The sequence below is a fragment of the Shuttleworthella sp. MSX8B genome (assembly GCF_000524295.1).
Taxonomy (GTDB): Bacteria; Bacillota; Clostridia; order Lachnospirales; family Lachnospiraceae; genus Shuttleworthia; species Shuttleworthia satelles.
On sequence record NZ_JAQT01000006.1, the window covers coordinates 14,050 to 29,870 of the forward strand.

General features: G+C 48.6%; 14 protein-coding genes and 2 tRNA genes. 11 read left to right on the plus strand and 5 right to left on the minus strand.

The window, feature by feature from the left end:
• Nucleotides 1-2: 2 nt before the first annotated feature.
• Nucleotides 3-869, plus strand: a complete 867-nt coding sequence (jag, locus tag HMPREF1508_RS00865) for an RNA-binding cell elongation regulator Jag/EloR (protein WP_044958598.1) — start codon at nt 3-5, stop codon at nt 867-869.
• A 185-nt stretch (nt 870-1,054) separates the two neighbouring features.
• Nucleotides 1,055-2,503 carry a tRNA uridine-5-carboxymethylaminomethyl(34) synthesis GTPase MnmE gene (gene mnmE, locus HMPREF1508_RS00870; protein WP_044958599.1) on the plus strand — a complete coding sequence of 483 codons (1,449 nt, stop codon included), beginning with the start codon at nt 1,055-1,057 and terminating at the stop codon, nt 2,501-2,503.
• Nucleotides 2,504-2,557: 54 nt separating this feature from the next.
• Here mnmE and HMPREF1508_RS00875 read toward each other — a convergent pair whose 3' ends face one another.
• The 3 genes from HMPREF1508_RS00875 to HMPREF1508_RS00885 are packed head-to-tail and all read right to left on the minus strand — an operon-like array spanning nt 2,558 to nt 4,606.
• Entirely contained in the window at nt 2,558-3,316 is a 759-nt protein-coding gene (locus HMPREF1508_RS00875) for a hypothetical protein (protein WP_044958600.1), read from the minus strand.
• Nucleotides 3,300-4,259: a MarR family transcriptional regulator gene (locus tag HMPREF1508_RS00880; RefSeq protein ID WP_044958601.1), complete on the minus strand. Its 960-nt coding sequence runs from the start codon at nt 4,257-4,259 to the stop codon at nt 3,300-3,302. The genes HMPREF1508_RS00875 and HMPREF1508_RS00880 overlap by 17 nt, the downstream gene beginning before the upstream one ends.
• 50 nt (nt 4,260-4,309) lie before the next feature.
• The gene (locus HMPREF1508_RS00885) at nt 4,310-4,606 is read right to left on the minus strand and encodes a hypothetical protein (protein WP_044958603.1); all 297 of its coding nucleotides are present in this window, start codon (nt 4,604-4,606) and stop codon (nt 4,310-4,312) included.
• Between the two features lie 414 nt (nt 4,607-5,020).
• On the opposite strand from HMPREF1508_RS00885, the gene mnmG reads away from it, so the two are divergent.
• The 8 genes from mnmG (at nt 5,021) to HMPREF1508_RS00920 (ending at nt 11,618) form a co-directional block, all read left to right on the plus strand.
• Nucleotides 5,021-6,913, plus strand: a complete 1,893-nt coding sequence (gene mnmG / locus HMPREF1508_RS00890) for a tRNA uridine-5-carboxymethylaminomethyl(34) synthesis enzyme MnmG (RefSeq protein WP_044958604.1) — start codon at nt 5,021-5,023, stop codon at nt 6,911-6,913.
• Between the two features lie 131 nt (nt 6,914-7,044).
• Nucleotides 7,045-7,770, plus strand: coding sequence for a 16S rRNA (guanine(527)-N(7))-methyltransferase RsmG (gene rsmG / locus HMPREF1508_RS00895; RefSeq protein WP_044958605.1), 726 nt, complete (start codon nt 7,045-7,047; stop codon nt 7,768-7,770).
• A gap of 763 nt (nt 7,771-8,533) precedes the next feature.
• Nucleotides 8,534-9,304 carry a ParA family protein gene (locus HMPREF1508_RS00900; protein ID WP_044958607.1) on the plus strand — a complete coding sequence of 257 codons (771 nt, stop codon included), beginning with the start codon at nt 8,534-8,536 and terminating at the stop codon, nt 9,302-9,304.
• A complete protein-coding gene (locus HMPREF1508_RS00905; protein ID WP_044958608.1) occupies nt 9,305-10,324 on the plus strand; it encodes a ParB/RepB/Spo0J family partition protein in 1,020 nt (339 codons plus the stop codon).
• A 106-nt stretch (nt 10,325-10,430) separates the two neighbouring features.
• Nucleotides 10,431-10,931, plus strand: a complete 501-nt coding sequence (locus HMPREF1508_RS00910; RefSeq protein WP_242834468.1) for a DUF4446 family protein — start codon at nt 10,431-10,433, stop codon at nt 10,929-10,931.
• Nucleotides 10,928-11,308, plus strand: coding sequence for a hypothetical protein (locus HMPREF1508_RS00915; protein WP_044958611.1), 381 nt, complete (start codon nt 10,928-10,930; stop codon nt 11,306-11,308). Before HMPREF1508_RS00910 ends, HMPREF1508_RS00915 begins: the two co-directional genes overlap by 4 nt.
• 155 nt (nt 11,309-11,463) lie before the next feature.
• Nucleotides 11,464-11,528 (plus strand) — tRNA-Arg (locus tag HMPREF1508_RS10105).
• A gap of 13 nt (nt 11,529-11,541) precedes the next feature.
• Nucleotides 11,542-11,618: transfer RNA gene (locus HMPREF1508_RS00920), tRNA-Arg, on the plus strand.
• A 181-nt stretch (nt 11,619-11,799) separates the two neighbouring features.
• Here the strand turns inward: HMPREF1508_RS00920 and HMPREF1508_RS00925 are convergent.
• Both HMPREF1508_RS00925 and HMPREF1508_RS09815 read right to left on the minus strand, forming a co-directional pair.
• Entirely contained in the window at nt 11,800-14,544 is a 2,745-nt protein-coding gene (locus HMPREF1508_RS00925; protein ID WP_084640147.1) for a tyrosine-type recombinase/integrase, read from the minus strand.
• A 140-nt stretch (nt 14,545-14,684) separates the two neighbouring features.
• Nucleotides 14,685-15,038 (minus strand): TnpV protein, encoded by a 354-nt coding sequence (locus HMPREF1508_RS09815; RefSeq protein WP_084640149.1) that lies wholly within the window; start codon nt 15,036-15,038, stop codon nt 14,685-14,687.
• Between HMPREF1508_RS09815 and HMPREF1508_RS09820 the strand changes: the two genes are divergently transcribed.
• On the plus strand, nt 15,037-15,819 hold the full coding sequence (locus tag HMPREF1508_RS09820; RefSeq protein WP_084640151.1) for a hypothetical protein: 783 nt from the start codon (nt 15,037-15,039) through the stop codon (nt 15,817-15,819). The two genes, HMPREF1508_RS09815 and HMPREF1508_RS09820, sit on opposite strands and share 2 nt — an antisense overlap.
• The last annotated feature ends 2 nt before the right edge of the window (nt 15,820-15,821 follow it).

Genomic DNA, 15,821 nt, shown 5'->3' on the forward strand with positions numbered 1-15,821 from the left:
ATATGGAGTATATGACATTTACCGGCAAAACCATTAGTGATGCGCTGACTGCGGCATCTGTTAAATTGGGTGTGACCAGTGAAAAGATTTCCTACACCGTTGTTGAAAAAGGGTCCGCAGGACTTTTTGGTCTGGGCAGTAAGAATGCTGTCATCCGGGCCAAAATCGATCAGGACCAGGAAGAGGTGACCAGGGAGGTCGCGAAAGAGGCTGAGGCGGAGTTCTCAATTCTCAAGGAAAAGGATCAGCCGGACGCAGAGGAGACGACTTCTTCTCAGGTCGACGAGTATAGCGAGGACCAGGCTGAGAAGGAGGATGAGAAAATTGCGACTCCAGCTTCTGATCGCGGCAGCGCAAAGAAGGCGGACCACAGCAGAAAGACAGCGGATCCGCAAGAGATCCAGGCAATTGCGTCTGCTTTTTTAACAGATCTTTTTGCGGCAATGAAAATGGATGTCAAGGCGGAATATCAATTTGACGTCAGCGAGAATACTCTGAATATTAATCTGTCGGGTCCTGAGATGGGAGTGATCATCGGTAAGAGGGGTCAGACGCTGGATTCTCTCCAGTATCTGACCAACCTGGCTGTAAACCGCAAGTCCTCCGTCTACAGCAGGGTGAAGATCGATACGGAGGACTATCGGGCCCGCCGTATGGCAACACTTGAAAACCTGGCCAAAAATGTGGCCTTTCGCGTGAAGCGGTCTGGCAGGGCGGAGGAGCTTGAGGCAATGAATCCCTATGAGAGAAGGATCATTCACTCGGCTCTGCAGGGGATTCAAGGGGTGGATACGCACAGCGAGGGAGAGGAACCCTATCGCCATGTGGTTATCAGTCCAAAGGACGGACACGCTGAATCATCTCTGTGAGAACCGTCCTGGTTTAGGAAAATATGTCATCCTCTTTTCATTCATGTCAGCAGAGGATGAATGGAGTGCCAACTCCAGGATTTCAAAAGTTAAGAGAAAGGTATCGGATCCTGGGGCAGGGCGCTTCCATGGAGACCGGTGCCTTTTTCATGCTATAATGGTACAAATTTTTCCAAGGAGAGAATATGTTTCAAGGGGATACCATTGCTGCGGTCGCGACAGCGATGTCCAACGCCGGTATTGGCATTATAAGAATTTCCGGTCCGGACGCGATTGCCATTGCGGATTCTGTCTTTCGGGGGAAGAAAGTGCTGGCAGAAATGGAGAGTCACACGATCTCCTATGGACATATTATTGAGGACAAGGGGAAAACAGAGGGGATTTCTGAGGGAGAAGGGGCGAAGAATACCGGACAGGTCTGCCTTATCGATGAAGTTCTCGTCTCTGTTTTTCGCGCTCCCAGGACCTATACCAGGGAAGATCTGGTGGAAATCAACTGTCATGGAGGGATTCTGATCCTTCAGAAGATATTGCAGCTCCTCTTCTCTCGTGGCGCCAGGCCTGCGGAGCCCGGGGAATTTACGAAACGGGCATTCCTCAACGGACGCATCGATATGGCACAGGCGGAGTCTGTCATGGACTTAATCCACGCGCAAAGCGAGCTTGCCATTCGCAATTCCATGGAGCAGCTGTCCGGCGCTCTCTCCTGCCGTATCAGGGACATGAGGGAAAAGCTTCTCTATGAGATCGCTTTTATTGAGTCGGCTCTGGATGATCCGGAACACTATGATCTGGACGGGTACAGCGATAAGCTCAGGAATCAGGTAGAGGATTTATCTGCGGCCCTGGAGAAACTTCTGGCTTCCAGCAAGGAGGGATCCTATCTCAGAGATGGGATTTTAACCGCGATTGTCGGAAGACCGAACGCGGGCAAGTCTTCTCTGCTCAATGCGCTTGCTGGCCGGGATCGGGCTATTGTCACAGACATTCCGGGGACGACCAGAGATACGCTGGAGGAGAAAGTCCGCCTGGGCAACCTGGCTTTGCGTCTGGTTGACACAGCGGGGATTCGCGAATCGGAGGATCGGATTGAGCAGATCGGTGTAGAGAAGGCCAGAAAATCCATGGAGGAGGCGGATATAATTATCTTCGTCATGGACGCTTCTCTGCCCTTGGAGAATGAGGATTGCGAAATGCTGAATCAGCTCTCCTCTCACGGTTATCTGGAACACAGCATTATCTTGCTCAATAAGATGGATCTGACTTCGATTCTGTCGGCGGAGCAGATTCAGCAGGTACTGCCACAGCTGAATCCCGATCGCATCCTGTCTGTCTCTGTCCGCAGAGAGGAGGGGCTGGATCTCCTGGCTTCTGCCATTGAGAGAATGTTTTTCACAGGTCAGGTCCGGGAGAATCAGGAGATTCTCATCACAAATGCCCGCCATACATATGCCCTGCAGGAGGCCAGAAAGGCTTTGGATCTTGTGCTTGAGGGAATTGATCATGGGATAACGGAAGATTTTCTGACTGTGGACCTGATGAATTGCTATGAACAGCTGGGTCTGATCACGGGGGAGACGCTGGAGGATGACCTGGCGGACGAGATATTCTCTAAATTCTGCATGGGTAAGTAATACAAAAAGGTCGATGAGAATAGCGACTTTGCCAGTGTCTTCAGCAAGCGCTGATTATTTTTCCACATACATAGCTTTGATTTCATCCAGAATTTTTTCTTTTGTTCTTCCTGCCAATCCTAACTGTTTCACATCAACGTTCTCTCCCTTCATCCTGCGGACAAATTCCTGTATATCCGCATAGACGCCGTGCGGTGTCACAATTTGCGCTGTTGGATCAAGCAATTCTGTCAGCCGGAACACATCATTTTTGTGTTTTCGGATATTTTTTTCGTCAATATGATTCCCAGCTGTCTTGCGGTCCGTCAAGTCCATCCAAGCCTTCGCCTTGAACGGGATCAGATAGGAAGAGTCCAAAACAGTAATTCCGTCAACAGTGATTTTTCCCATTTTCAGGAAATTATAGTAGTTATCATCCAAAAGGATGGCTGAAAGACTGGATATATCTTCATCCATTGGCAGCGGAGTCAATACTGCATCCTCCGAAAGCGGAATCGCGTCCAGTTTTCGCGTGAATAGTTCAATCATTGTCGGATATTGGCTGGAGGTTGGGTGGCGAAAGCGATAAAATTCTGGTGTTCCAGAACTTCTATTGCAATATTCATATCCAGCCTGCTTTACAAAGTCCCAAAACTTTCTTCCAAATTCCGCATCAACTGCCTCTATGATCAAAACCAGATCAATATCTTTTGTTGCTCTGAAATCCAGGCCCTCTTCCGTCATCAGGATATCGCACGCAGTTCCGCCGATTATGACATACTGTTCTTCATTTCCTCTGAACCATTCTTTGAAGATCTCAAGCCCTGTGACCATCTATTTCCCTCCAAAAATTATTTAGTATTTCTTCCACCGCCTCTTCCACACGCTCGTTCGGATTATCCTCCAAAGATAATGCCAGCGAAAGGACATCAACTGTTTTGTTATTTGACAATTTCTTCGGATCATATCTCCACAGTTCTACTGCAACCTGGGTTTTCGAATCTTGAAGAGTGTTCGCTGCGTTTTTCTGCCATTTAGAAATTGTATCTGAAGCAAAGTACGGGACATTTGGCATATTTAACATGGAGTATTCCGCCAGTGCCGAATACCCGCTCTTCAAAAGTTCTGCGCCAACCAATTCATTTGGGACGTAAACGGTTCGTTTTACAGGATTCAACAGGTATCCTTTTGATTTTTGAAACAGCAATTTCGGCGTCTCGTTAGAGAACAAAATCTTCTGAATCCCTGATTTTCTGACGTTTAAAAGCTTCATTTCCACAAGCTGCTTCGACGCTCTGGAGATCGACATCGGTGTCAGGTTCAGATTTTTTGCAGCTTGACTCATAGGCAATTCTTGCCCACCAAGATAAAGAAAATGGAGGAAAAGCAGCTGTGCAGATGGCAAAATTTTCTCACGAGATTGCTTTTCAGCGTCACAGCGCTCTTGTAAATACAATGCCATAAAGGGTAAATAAATCTGTTTTCCCTCCACAACAAATGGTATTTTTTCTCGAATCAAATATTCTTTCTGGCGAAAAGTAAGTTCATTTAGAATTAACACAATCGGCAGGTTTTCATTGGTTCGTATACGATCAAGATGTTTTTTTAATGTTTCAATCTGCTCTAATTCTGTTTTAGGATAGAGAAGGATCACTTTTTGACCGTCCAAAGATGCCAGTTGTAAGCGATATCTTGTGCTGATAAAATTCGGATAATGCCCCAGATCAGCATTTTTATAAAGGACTTTTATTCCCAGAACCTTATTAATGTAACCCATTCGTCATCTCCATTTTATAACCAATTTTATGTATTATAACTTTTTATATGTTATAATACAACAATCGAGTTAAAATTAGTGTTGTTAATAAAATCAAAACCAATACCGTTCATATGGTTAAATCTAATGTTGTTAAAAGCGTATTTTTGAGAAAGCAGGATTTTCAGGTTAAGCGCAACACTCCCTGGGAAAACAAAATGCAACAGCTGGTGCCTGATTTCGCTGTTCTTATCCTTTTCGGAAATCAACGAAGTTTTTCTAGAAAATTGACCGATCAAAATCCGGTACACAATATAAGATGCTGTGCCCCTCCGATGTCCTGTTGTAGTAGAATATAAGTGGTCCATAGGGAGTTCCCCTTGTGAATAAAGTATTGTCACTTACATTCTATCAAAGAGGTATTTTGTGGGCTTTTTATGCTAATGTTCAACTCGATTTTACAATTGGACTTTGGATTTAATCCGGCTTCAGTGGGTATATTTTACAGGTCTTTTCCGTGTAGATGAGAAGTTGTTCGAATCCAAGTCGAATGAATACATCCCCTTGGTTTGCTCTGTGGATATGAGAAATGATTCGGATCCGGTTTGAAAGAAGGCATCCCTTGGTTTGTCCTGTGGATATAATAACTGATTCAGATTCGGTTTGAATAGCTGTATTCATGGTTTTTCTCTGAGGATACGAGGAATACATGAAAAAATAAACGAGAAAATCAGTAGAGAAATGCGCGAAACAAGAGAGAAAAAAGCGAGAAGGAAATTCGCATGAGTCACGTTTCAGAAAATTATGATGTCATAGTGGTTGGGGCTGGTCATGCCGGCTGTGAGGCCGCTTTAGCTTGTGCCAGACTGGGATTGGAGACCATCATTTTCACAGTCAGTATGGACTCTGTGGCTATGATGCCCTGTAATCCCCATATTGGAGGGTCATCCAAGGGACATTTGGTTCGTGAAATTGATGCCCTGGGAGGTCAGATGGGGATCAATATTGACAAGACCTTCCTTCAGTCCAAAATGCTCAATGCTTCCAAGGGACCTGCCGTTCACTCCCTGCGTTGTCAGGCAGACAAATACCGTTACTCTGTTGAGATGAGGAAGACCCTGCAGGCCACAGACCATTTAACCCTGCGACAGGCTGAGGTCACTGAGATTCTGACAGAAAATGGACGCGCGGCAGGCTGCAGAACTTTTTCCGGCGCAAGCTACCGATCCCAGGCGGTAATTCTGGCAACCGGGACCTATCTTAAGGCTCGCTGTCTCTATGGAGATGTTATTGAATATACCGGTCCCGGCGGACTCCGATCTGCCAATCATCTGACGGCTTCTCTGGAGAAGCTAGGCATTAAGCTGCGACGCTTCAAGACAGGAACACCGGCCCGTATTGAGCGGTCCTCCATTGATTTCAGCCGGATGCAGCCCCAGTATGGAGACAGTCCGGTGGAGCCCTTTTCTTTCACGACCGATCCGGCAAGCGTGCAGAAGGAACAGGTTACCTGCTATCTGACATATACCAATGAAAGGGGACACCAGATCCTGCGGGAGAATATTGACAGGTCTCCCATCTATTCCGGTCTGATCGAGGGAATCGGTCCCCGCTACTGTCCCTCCATTGAAGACAAGGTGGTCAAGTTTCCGGATAAATCGCGCCATCAGCTCTTTGTAGAGCCCGAGGGATTGGATACCAGTGAAATGTACATTTCCGGGGCCTCTTCCTCCATGCCGGAGGATGTGCAGTACGACTTCTATCACACGATCCCGGGGCTGGAACACGCGAAGATTACAAGAAATGCCTATGCCATTGAATACGACTGCATCGATGCCAATCAGCTGGATGCCTCTCTGGAATGTAAGGAAGTTCCGGGTCTGTTTGCGGGCGGGCAGTTCAACGGTTCCTCCGGCTATGAGGAGGCGGCCGCTCAGGGATTGATTGCTGGAATCAACGCGGCGATGAAGATTCAGGGAAAAGAAGCGCTGATCCTGGATCGGTCTTCTTCCTATATCGGTGTTTTGATTGATGATCTGGTGACCAAGGAATCCTTCGAACCCTATCGGATGATGACGTCTCGCGCGGAGTATCGTCTTTTGCTCCGTCAGGACAATGCAGACCTTCGCCTGACGCCGCTCGGCTATCAGGTCGGATTGATCTCAGAAGACCGCTATCAAAGGGTACGGGCCAAGAAGCTGGCGATTGGCAGGGAGAGGGAGCGGATCAAGGGAATCCGCCTGGGAGGAAGCCGACAGAACAATGACCTTCTTCGATCATGGGACTCTTCTCCTATCCCGGAGGATGGATCCGCTTCCCTGGAGGAGCTGATTCGCAGACCGGAGCTCTCCTATCAGAAGCTGGCAGATCTGGACCCGGACCGTCCCCCGCTTGCGGAGGATGTCTGCCAACAGATCAATATTGGAGTTAAGTATCAGGGCTATATTGACCGACAGATCAAACAGGTAAAGCGTTTTAAGAAATTAGAGGAGAAGTTGATTCCGGACGAACTCGATTATGAAAAAGTCGATAACCTACGAATTGAGGCCAGACAGAAGCTATCCAGAATCCGGCCTAAAAATATCGGCCAGGCTTCCCGGATATCCGGAGTTTCGCCGGCGGACATCTCTGTATTAATGGTCTATATCAGGCAGGGGAAATATCGAGAGAGCTGATATCACTTGGCTGGAGGATAGACCCGATCGGATATAGATTTAAAAACAGCATGAGAATAAAAGTTTGAATTGCTAGATTAATCCAAATCTAAGTCGGCAGAAGTCATGTCATTATGTAAAGAGGGGAATATATGGAATACGATATCAGTAAATTTACGGAAGGGCTGAATTGCCTGGGTTATCAGCTGAGTGAGCATCAATATCAGTCCTTTCTGACCTACTATGACATGCTGATTGAGTGGAACAGGCGGATGAATCTGACAACAATCACAGAGTACCAGGAGGTTGTCAGCAAGCATTTTCTGGATTCTCTTTCGATATCAAACATATGTTCGAAATTAGAAGGAAAACTGCTCGATTTGGGAACCGGCGCCGGATTTCCGGGGATCCCGCTCAAGATTGTATACCCTGACCTGAAGATAACTCTGATGGATTCGCTGAACAAGAGAATTCGTTTTCTACAGGAGGTCATAGACCGATTAGAACTCAATAATATTGAAGCAATTCATGGGCGCGCCGAAGAAATGGGCAGGCAAAAGAAATATCGGGAATCCTATGATCATGTCGTCTCCCGTGCCGTCGCGAATATTTCTACTCTCTCTGAGTATTGCCTTCCTTTTGTGAGGGAGGGGGGTGATTTCATCGCCTATAAGTCCGGACAAATTGAGGAGGAACTCAATGAGGGAAAGTTTGGAATCCGGTTGCTGGGAGGAAAAATCGAGCGGGTAGAACAGTTTACCCTTCCCAACTCTGATTTTTCCAGATCTCTGGTTTTGATTCGCAAAACGAAAAAAACGCCAAAAACATATCCGAGAAAAGCCGGGACACCATCGAAAAACCCACTCAAGGAGAAATAGAGAAAGTATAAACAATGGAATCAATATCACTTATATGTTTCACGTGAAACATATGCCCGAGGCTCGGATTAACGCAAGCGCTGGCGGCGTGCCTGTTAGCCCAACTACCGGTGATATCTAAGGCCGTTGCTTGCTGAAAATTTACAGAAGCATCATGCGGAAATAGAGATTGACACTGTGGATCTAAGGGCGAAGTGTGAATCCATACAGAGGAAGGGTATAGGGATGAAAGCATAACATCCGTATAGAAGCATAATATAGGGATGAAAGTATAAGATCCGTACAGAAGCATGATATGGGGATGAAAGTATAAGATCCATACAGAAGAATGATATATGGATGGAGAGTATGATGCCCATGCAGAAGTATGATATTGGATAGACGCATAAACGCCTATCCAAGAAGTATGATATTAGCATAGAAGAATGACAGGGCATGGTGTTTGATATAGTAAATCAAATTGATTAGGAAGAGCGATGTTGATAGTAGATAATTAGTGCATGCTAATCAAAATGATATTGTGACAACGATAAAAGGGATGTGCTCTCATTCTGGGACACAGATAAGATTTGCGAGATTGCTTTCGAACAAGGAGACCTTAACACGATGTTTCACGTGAAACATCGTGTTAAGGTTCAATTTTGAAAAATTTGCTACATTTAGTGGATGTCGATTATTATATTGTACTTTCGTAGGAAAGAACTTCGCTGTAGAATAGACATGTGTTTCACGTGAAACATACAAAGAAAGACGAGGGGATTGTATGGGCAGAATTATTGCGATTGCCAACCAAAAGGGAGGCGTCGGAAAAACGACAACCGCGATTAATCTGGCGGCTTGCCTGGCAGAAGCAGGGAAGAAAATTCTTCTGATTGATTGCGACCCACAGGGGAATGCGACAAGCGGACTTGGAATTGACAAGGATCATCTGGAGAATTCGATTTATGAAGTACTGCTTGATGAGTGCGGAATTCGACAGGCAATGCGGGCTGTGGAGGGAGTGGAAAATCTCACCGTACTTCCTTCAAATGTAAATTTGGCAGGAGCCGAAGTCGAACTGCTCGAAGTCGAGGATAAGGAATACATACTCAGCAATACGGTAGATTACATCAGGGACGATTATGACTATATCTTGATTGATTGTCCGCCTTCCCTCAATATACTGACCGTAAATGCCATGACTACGGCGGACAGCGTACTCGTTCCCATTCAGTGTGAATATTATGCCCTGGAGGGAATCAGTCAGCTGATTCATACGGTTGAATTGGTGCAGGAACGGCTGAACCCGGATCTGACCATCGATGGGGTGGTGTTCACTATGTACGACGCCAGAACAAATCTGTCAGCAGATGTAGTGGCCTCTGTTCGCGAAAATCTCAATACAAAAGTATATAACACGATTATTCCCAGGAATGTTCGCCTGGCGGAGGCGCCGTCACACGGCCTGCCGATTCATCTCTACGACAGTCGTTCATCCGGAGCAGAATCATACCGGAATCTGGCCAGGGAGGTCATTGAGAGGAGGGACATCTAGATGGCTGCAAAAAAAAGTGGTCTTGGAAGAGGCCTGGACTCTTTAATTCCAAATAAGACAGTTGCCGAGGGGAAGCTGACAAGTCGGACAGGCGGTAAGGCGGCAAACAAACCCGGTGCAGTCAAAAAGCGCAGCGTTCGAAAGCAAGAGAGCGACCTTGAGAGTGAGAAGCTGACGAAAACTGCCGCAAACAGAAAGGCTAAAGAGAATCAGGCGGGAGAAGGAGTAGAGCTTGTCAATATTCAAAAGGTGGAGCCGAACCGAGAACAACCGAGGAAACGGTTTAATGAGGATTCGTTAGAAGAGCTGGCGGAGTCCATCTGTCAGTTCGGCGTGCTTTCCCCTCTGCTCGTCCAGGAGAGAGACGATTACTATGAAATCATTGCCGGAGAGAGGCGCTGGAGAGCTGCCAAGATTGCCGGCCTGAAGGAAGTCCCGGTTATTATTCGGGATCTTTCGGAACAGGAAATTGTAGAAATCGCGCTCATTGAGAACATTCAGCGTGAAGATCTGAACCCGATTGAGGAGGCAGAGGCATACAAGAGATTGTTGGATGAGTTTCATCTGAAACAAGATCAGGTGGCTGAGCGAGTCTCCAAGAGCAGAACAGCAGTCACCAATTCCATGCGCCTGCTCAAACTGGATCCCAGGGTACAGCAAATGGTCATTGATGAGATGATCTCGACCGGGCATGCAAGAGCGATTCTGGGACTGGGCAATAAGGATCTGCAATTTGATCTGGCACAAAAGGCATTCGATCAGAAGATGTCTGTCCGCGATGTGGAGAGAGAGGTTCGCCGTCTGCAGAAGCCGGTTTCAAGAAAGTCTGAGACGCAGAAAGCGCTGACGGAACAAATGATGGCGGTCTATCAGACGATGGAGGAAAATCTGAAAAGCGCTCTGGGAACTAAGGTACGGATTTGCCCCAGGGATCATCAGAAGGGCAAGCTGGAGATAGAATATTACTCTCAGGATGAACTGCAGAGAATTATGGATTTGATCCAACTCCGGAAGCAGTGACAGGCATCAACAGCAGCTCCATGTTTTTCGAATTTCTGTTTCTATAAGTATTGTCCCCTCGCATGGAATGCAGAGGGGATTTCCAGTGAGAATGCTGAGGTTATATATGTTAGAGTATTTCGTCAATCCTTTTGTTGTGATGAGCCTGTTTCTTTTTTCCCTGATCCTTCTGATTCTGGTTCTGGTCAGTCTGGTTAAGATCCATAAGCTGCAGAAGAAGTATGATGTTTTTATGAGGGGAAAGAATGCAAAATCCCTGGAAGAAAGCCTTGTCTTTCGCATGGACCAGGCGGATGAGCTGGTCGAGGCCAATGCCGCCAATGAGCGCAATATCAAGAATCTCTCGGACAAGGCTGCCGTCACATTCCAGAAATACGGCCTGATCAAGTACAATGCCCTGGATCAGATGGGAGGCAAGCTCAGTTTCTCCCTGGCAATGCTGACTAGAGAGGACAACGGGTTTATCATAAATGTGGTGCACAGCCACGAAGGCTGCTATTCCTATATTAAGGAGATCATTGACGGCCGATCCATTACAACTTTGGGGAAAGAGGAGGCAGAGGCGCTTCGTAAGGCGCTGGGCAAAGAAGGTGAAAAAAGCGCATGAATAAGTTTTTGAGAATCATGTTTGTCTTTGTCATAGCTGCAATGTCGGGGGCGGTTGTACTGCAACTGCTTTTCCCTGATGATATGGCAAGTCATTCAGCTTATCGTGTCTCTTATGGATGGCAGAGAGAAATAGCCGTTTGGGATATCGCAGTGATGATTATCCTGATCGCTGTAAATCTTAAATATGACGCTTACTTTTTAAAAACAGTTCTTCTGGCTCTTATCGTGGGTGGAATTGGGATAGGAACAAATCATCTTGTTCACTTTCTTGATCAGAGAAGTTTGGTTAATGGAGTCGGTGCGATTGAAAATTATCTGCTTGTCCTGGGATGGATTGTGGGCTGGAAGCTTCAGTTTCGCAAGAGCAGGAAGTGATTCTTAGCCGTGAGCCTTGCTTGAGCGTCCACGATGTTTTGGACGATGTTCCTGTCTTGTTTTGAAAAAGATATTGTCCTATGAAGAGAAAATTGTGGTATAATCGACTAGTTCTTATCTGATGAAGTAAAGATAAGTTCTAATCTCATAAGTCCGCGTAGCTCAGCTGGATAGAGCGACCGCCTCCTAAGCGGTAGGTCGTTCGAATCTAAAAGCCGCATAAAATTGAATATGTCCCAGTACCTCAGTTGGATAGAGGGTTCGCCTCCTAAGCGAAACGCCGCGCGTTCGAGTCGCGCCTGGGACGCCAGACAATCCGCTGCAAGCCTTTGTTTACAAGGGTTTGCAGCTTTTTTGCTGTTCTCATGGACTCAATGCATCTTGCCCTGCCGCCCGGAGGCAGCCAATGAATAAACTTTTGCTTCGATGTATATTTTGCTAATTGGAGATGAACGAAAATCGAAGGCTTGCTAAGAATTTTGGCTCATTTGCTAATTGGAGCCTTTTGAGCCCGCAATCAGCGTAGCAAGGGTATTCGCCAGCTCCGGGTTTTGCTGAAGCTGCTCAATGAGCGCCGCAAGGTCAACCGTCTGCACGGCCTGCGGCTCCGGCGGAGCCGTCACATGGCGCAGATCAGGATTGGCGTTGGTGTAGAAAGCACTTTCAAACTTCTGCGCGTTAATCTTCCGATCTTCATCGAGAATGTGCGCGTACCCCTTCGTAATCATGTCGATCTCCGCGTGTCCGGTATCGCCCTGTGTGGCCTTCAGGTCGCCGTGGTTGAGCTTCAGCTTGTAGGTAGTGCTGGAATGCCGGAGGGAGTGAAAGACCACATAGGGGAGCTCTGCTTTCTCCTTTAAGAGAGCAAACTCCTTGTTGATGATCCTTTCCTCACACGGCCTTCCGTTCGGGAGGGCGATCACAAGGTCAAAGTCCTGATATTCGTCCCCCAGAAAGGCTTTCAGCTCGTTCTGCGACTTCCTCCATTCCCTGAGAATGTAGGCCAGCGTCTTAGGCAGCCAGATTTTTCTCACACTGGAGTCCGTCTTAGGCTTTTCCAGGATCACACAGGTGCTGGTGTTAGGCATGAGCGGGGTGAAGATGTGGTAGATGTCTTTTCCTCCCAGCATCTCGATTGCCCTCTTGGAAGCACGGGTAAGCTCCTGTTCAATATAGACGTAGGCATTATCCCGTGCGATGTTCTCATCCTCAATGTGAACATTTCTCCATGCCAGGCCGAGGATTTCACCCATCCGCATGGAGCAGGCAAACGCCAGATTCATGGCCACATAGAGCTTTCCGTCGTGGCAGTTGTCCAACGCCTTCCGGATCGTTTCCGCATCCCATATGTCCCGCTTGGCATACTCGGTCCTGGGAAGAACCGTGTTGTCAAAGGGATTCCTGCCGATTAGCTCCCAGCGAACAGCCTGCTTAAAGGCGCAGCGCAGCAGCTTGATGATCTTTTCAATCGTCTTGTCAGACACAAAGGTATCTTTGGCCTTCCTGGTCTTGGTTGACACACAGGGGGTCTTTTGAAGCGTCTGGATGTACTTGTCAACCACCCGCGGGGTAATCTCCTGAATATCCATGTCGCCAATAATTGGGTTGATGTAATTGGCAATCAATGCCGTCTGGCCGTCATACATGGAGACGCCCCATTTTTTCTCCCCATAGGTACAAACAAAATCGTACAGGAACTCAGAGACCTTCTGGCAGTTTGGGGGAATGGACGTCCCGTTATTCTGTTGGTTCTCAACCTCCGCCTTGCGCCTCAGCGCCTCCTTGCGCACTGAAACAGGCGTCGTGACTCCGTTTCCGGAAGCTCCGTCCCTTTCGGGGATACCCAGGCCGTCCACCCCCTCGTTTTGGGGGTCTAACGGTCCACGGCCTCCGAATGCGCGCCAACCGTCTGCGCCAAACTCCGCTTCATGGGCGTCAATGGCCTGCGCCGCCTCGTGGTCAATAGAAAGGACTGTGTAGGTCCTGCGGCCGGAGGGAGTGTCCTCATCCAGCGCAGATACCGTCACATCGTACCGGTCACGGAGATCTGCGATATATCTTTCCTGTTCGCTGACAGGAAAGCCGCACATAGCAACCCGGCCAATGTTCGGGAGCGTCTTGGAGGTGAGGGTGATCTCCAGCAAATCAGACGCTGTACGGGCATCCTCTCCATAAATCTCAAAGAAGTCCCCAACCTGATAAAGCACGATGTTGTCCGGGTAGGCTGCTTTCACATCGTTGTAGGGAAGATAATCCTCAATCGTTGTCTCCGGTTCCTCCCTGGCCTCCAAAATGGCGTCGTAAGCAGACTGTTTCTCCGGCGTCAGGTAATGGCCATCCGAGATCAGGGCTTCGATCCGTTTGGCCACCTTCTGCCAGGAAAGTTCCACCGGTGCGCAGTTTGTCTTGCGAAACCGCTCTCCACGGGCTTCGTGGGATTCATCACTCCCAGACGATCCGGAGAGTGTATGGCTCCTGCCGCCTGTGCCGTATTCTTTTTTCAGGAAATCGGCTTTCTCTTTCGTGGTATGAGGAGCAAGGAAGAAGTCATAGATACGCTGCTTGCCTCCGGCAAAGCTGCTGCCGCCGGAAATTGCGGCGTCGATTTCATCTTCCGTAATAAAGGCGGATATTTCCGGAAGCGTCACCATGCTTGCGGAGAGCTCCCGCCTTGGGAGATTTAAGTCTCGCAGAGCACTGAGCATTTCATCCGGCTTATGATAGTGAAACCGAAGGAGCTCCCGATCCTGTGAATAGGCTTCCGTAAAAGATTCAAATTCCGCTGTTAGACCGTTGCGGAAATCCTCGTTCTCAAGTCTTTCGGACAGCCGTGCGATCTCATCCGGATAACCGCCTCCGCTCAGTTCTGCCATGGAAGGCAGATAACCGGCGTCACGGGCCTGTTCGCTCATGTCATGAAAGAGATACCACAAGGACTGTGCGAGCTGGGAATGCTCAAAACCGGGCGTTTCTGCAAGCTCCACGTTGGTCATAAAGCTGCCATCCGTCAGCATGGCGTCAATTCGTGTAGCGGCATCCTCCCAGGAGATTACCTGTGCAGCTTTGTTGTACCGCGCCGCAGGCCCGTTAGAAAGGTGCAGACCGTCATCGGCATACCAGACAGCCAGTTTTCCGGAGTCGGTATTCAGCCCATAGCCGCCGCGATAGGTTCGCCGTAGGAACGCTGCCTTTTCAGGCACTGGCTTATCCTTGGAAAACTCTGCGGCAATTACCATGCGGGCATTGTCTGCATTGCTTCCGAAACGGAGCAGATTGTCGATGTCCTCATCGGCAAAAGAAAAAGCGAAGGGCTTTTCATCAAAGCTCTCCGCTCGTTCGATTTGTGCGATCTGTTCTGCTTCTGCGGGAAACAGGCTTAGCTGAACACCAGCTCCGTAAGGATCGTTTCCTCTGCCTGTGCCTTCAGGTTGTTCATCAGGCCCGTCCACTTCATCGGGTCGCTGGCCTTCAGCTCCTCCGTCACTCCATTCTGCTTCATCAGCTCCGGCATGAGCTGCTCCAGCCTCCGGTTCGCTGTCTCGTTGATCTCCCTCAGATGGGGATAAAGTGTCTCGGACAGGAGCATCCGGTTCCAGAGTACCGGGCGCTGCTCCTTCAGATAATTCTTCCGCATCCTTCCGTACTTGCCCAGGGACATTTGCGGCTGCTCCGTTAGGCTCAGGTCGGGAATCTGATAGTCCCCGTTCTTCGTGTAAGTCGGTTCGCTCATGGCTTTCCATCCTTTCTGCGCGGCGGGCGCGCTCATAGTTTCGTATGGTTGCTTCAATTTCACGGAGAACCTGCTGGTTGATCTCACTGACCGCCGTGCCCAGGGCACAAACCGTGGCAGGCGTATTGAAATCGAAAATACTCAGAAAGTCCTCATGTTCAAAATAATCTCCCGGTCCCAACTCACAGCGAGACAGGAGGGAGTAGGTGATGCTGACCGTCGCGGCGTTCCGAAATGCCGCTCCGATGTTGAAATCATCATACTCTTCGAGAAAAGAATCATCAATGATGTCGATGATGTCCCTCGCATTGGTGTCCCAATACTCACCTGCAAGTCGGGAAGCGATCTGTTCAAGTTGCGTTGCAAGGCCGTTTTCACCGGAAACGTCGTAGGCACGTTCCAATGCCGCAGATACCGTATCGGCATATTCCTCCCGGTAGCGCCAGCGCCACACGGGGATCGAGTTTTCCCGGCCCCTGGTGTCGGACACATCAAAGACGTACCGCAGGCGTGGATTGTCGCCGCTGGAGTCGATCAGGGCAATTCCTTTGGAGCCACGGCGAACATAGCGCCGCATGCGGTCATTCCAGAAATCGTATTCCGCACAGGCAACGGCATCGGGACGCTGGGCATAGATCATGAGCTGTTCATTGAACGGATACTTGTAGAGCCGTGCCGCCATCTCCAGAAAGCAGGTCCAGCTTCGATAGCTGCCGGCGATCTGCCGCGCGGCGTCATCGGCCATCTGAGAATAGAGTTGAAGTTTGCTTGGCATGTGTGAAC

What these genes read in the sequence shown, in the direction of transcription:
- jag (WP_044958598.1), top strand. Translation starts at nt 3, where the DNA reads ATGGAGTATATGACATTTACCGGCAAAACCATTAGTGATGCGCTGACT.
- mnmE (WP_044958599.1), top strand. Translation starts at nt 1,055, where the DNA reads ATGTTTCAAGGGGATACCATTGCTGCGGTCGCGACAGCGATGTCCAAC.
- HMPREF1508_RS00875 (WP_044958600.1), bottom strand. Translation starts at nt 3,316, where the DNA reads ATGGTCACAGGGCTTGAGATCTTCAAAGAATGGTTCAGAGGAAATGAA.
- HMPREF1508_RS00880 (WP_044958601.1), bottom strand. Translation starts at nt 4,259, where the DNA reads ATGGGTTACATTAATAAGGTTCTGGGAATAAAAGTCCTTTATAAAAAT.
- HMPREF1508_RS00885 (WP_044958603.1), bottom strand. Translation starts at nt 4,606, where the DNA reads ATGGACCACTTATATTCTACTACAACAGGACATCGGAGGGGCACAGCA.
- mnmG (WP_044958604.1), top strand. Translation starts at nt 5,021, where the DNA reads ATGAGTCACGTTTCAGAAAATTATGATGTCATAGTGGTTGGGGCTGGT.
- rsmG (WP_044958605.1), top strand. Translation starts at nt 7,045, where the DNA reads ATGGAATACGATATCAGTAAATTTACGGAAGGGCTGAATTGCCTGGGT.
- HMPREF1508_RS00900 (WP_044958607.1), top strand. Translation starts at nt 8,534, where the DNA reads ATGGGCAGAATTATTGCGATTGCCAACCAAAAGGGAGGCGTCGGAAAA.
- HMPREF1508_RS00905 (WP_044958608.1), top strand. Translation starts at nt 9,305, where the DNA reads ATGGCTGCAAAAAAAAGTGGTCTTGGAAGAGGCCTGGACTCTTTAATT.
- HMPREF1508_RS00910 (WP_242834468.1), top strand. Translation starts at nt 10,431, where the DNA reads ATGTTAGAGTATTTCGTCAATCCTTTTGTTGTGATGAGCCTGTTTCTT.
- HMPREF1508_RS00915 (WP_044958611.1), top strand. Translation starts at nt 10,928, where the DNA reads ATGAATAAGTTTTTGAGAATCATGTTTGTCTTTGTCATAGCTGCAATG.
- HMPREF1508_RS00925 (WP_084640147.1), bottom strand. Translation starts at nt 14,544, where the DNA reads ATGGTAATTGCCGCAGAGTTTTCCAAGGATAAGCCAGTGCCTGAAAAG.
- HMPREF1508_RS09820 (WP_084640151.1), top strand. Translation starts at nt 15,037, where the DNA reads ATGGCTTTCCATCCTTTCTGCGCGGCGGGCGCGCTCATAGTTTCGTAT.
- HMPREF1508_RS09815 (WP_084640149.1), bottom strand. Translation starts at nt 15,038, where the DNA reads ATGAGCGAACCGACTTACACGAAGAACGGGGACTATCAGATTCCCGAC.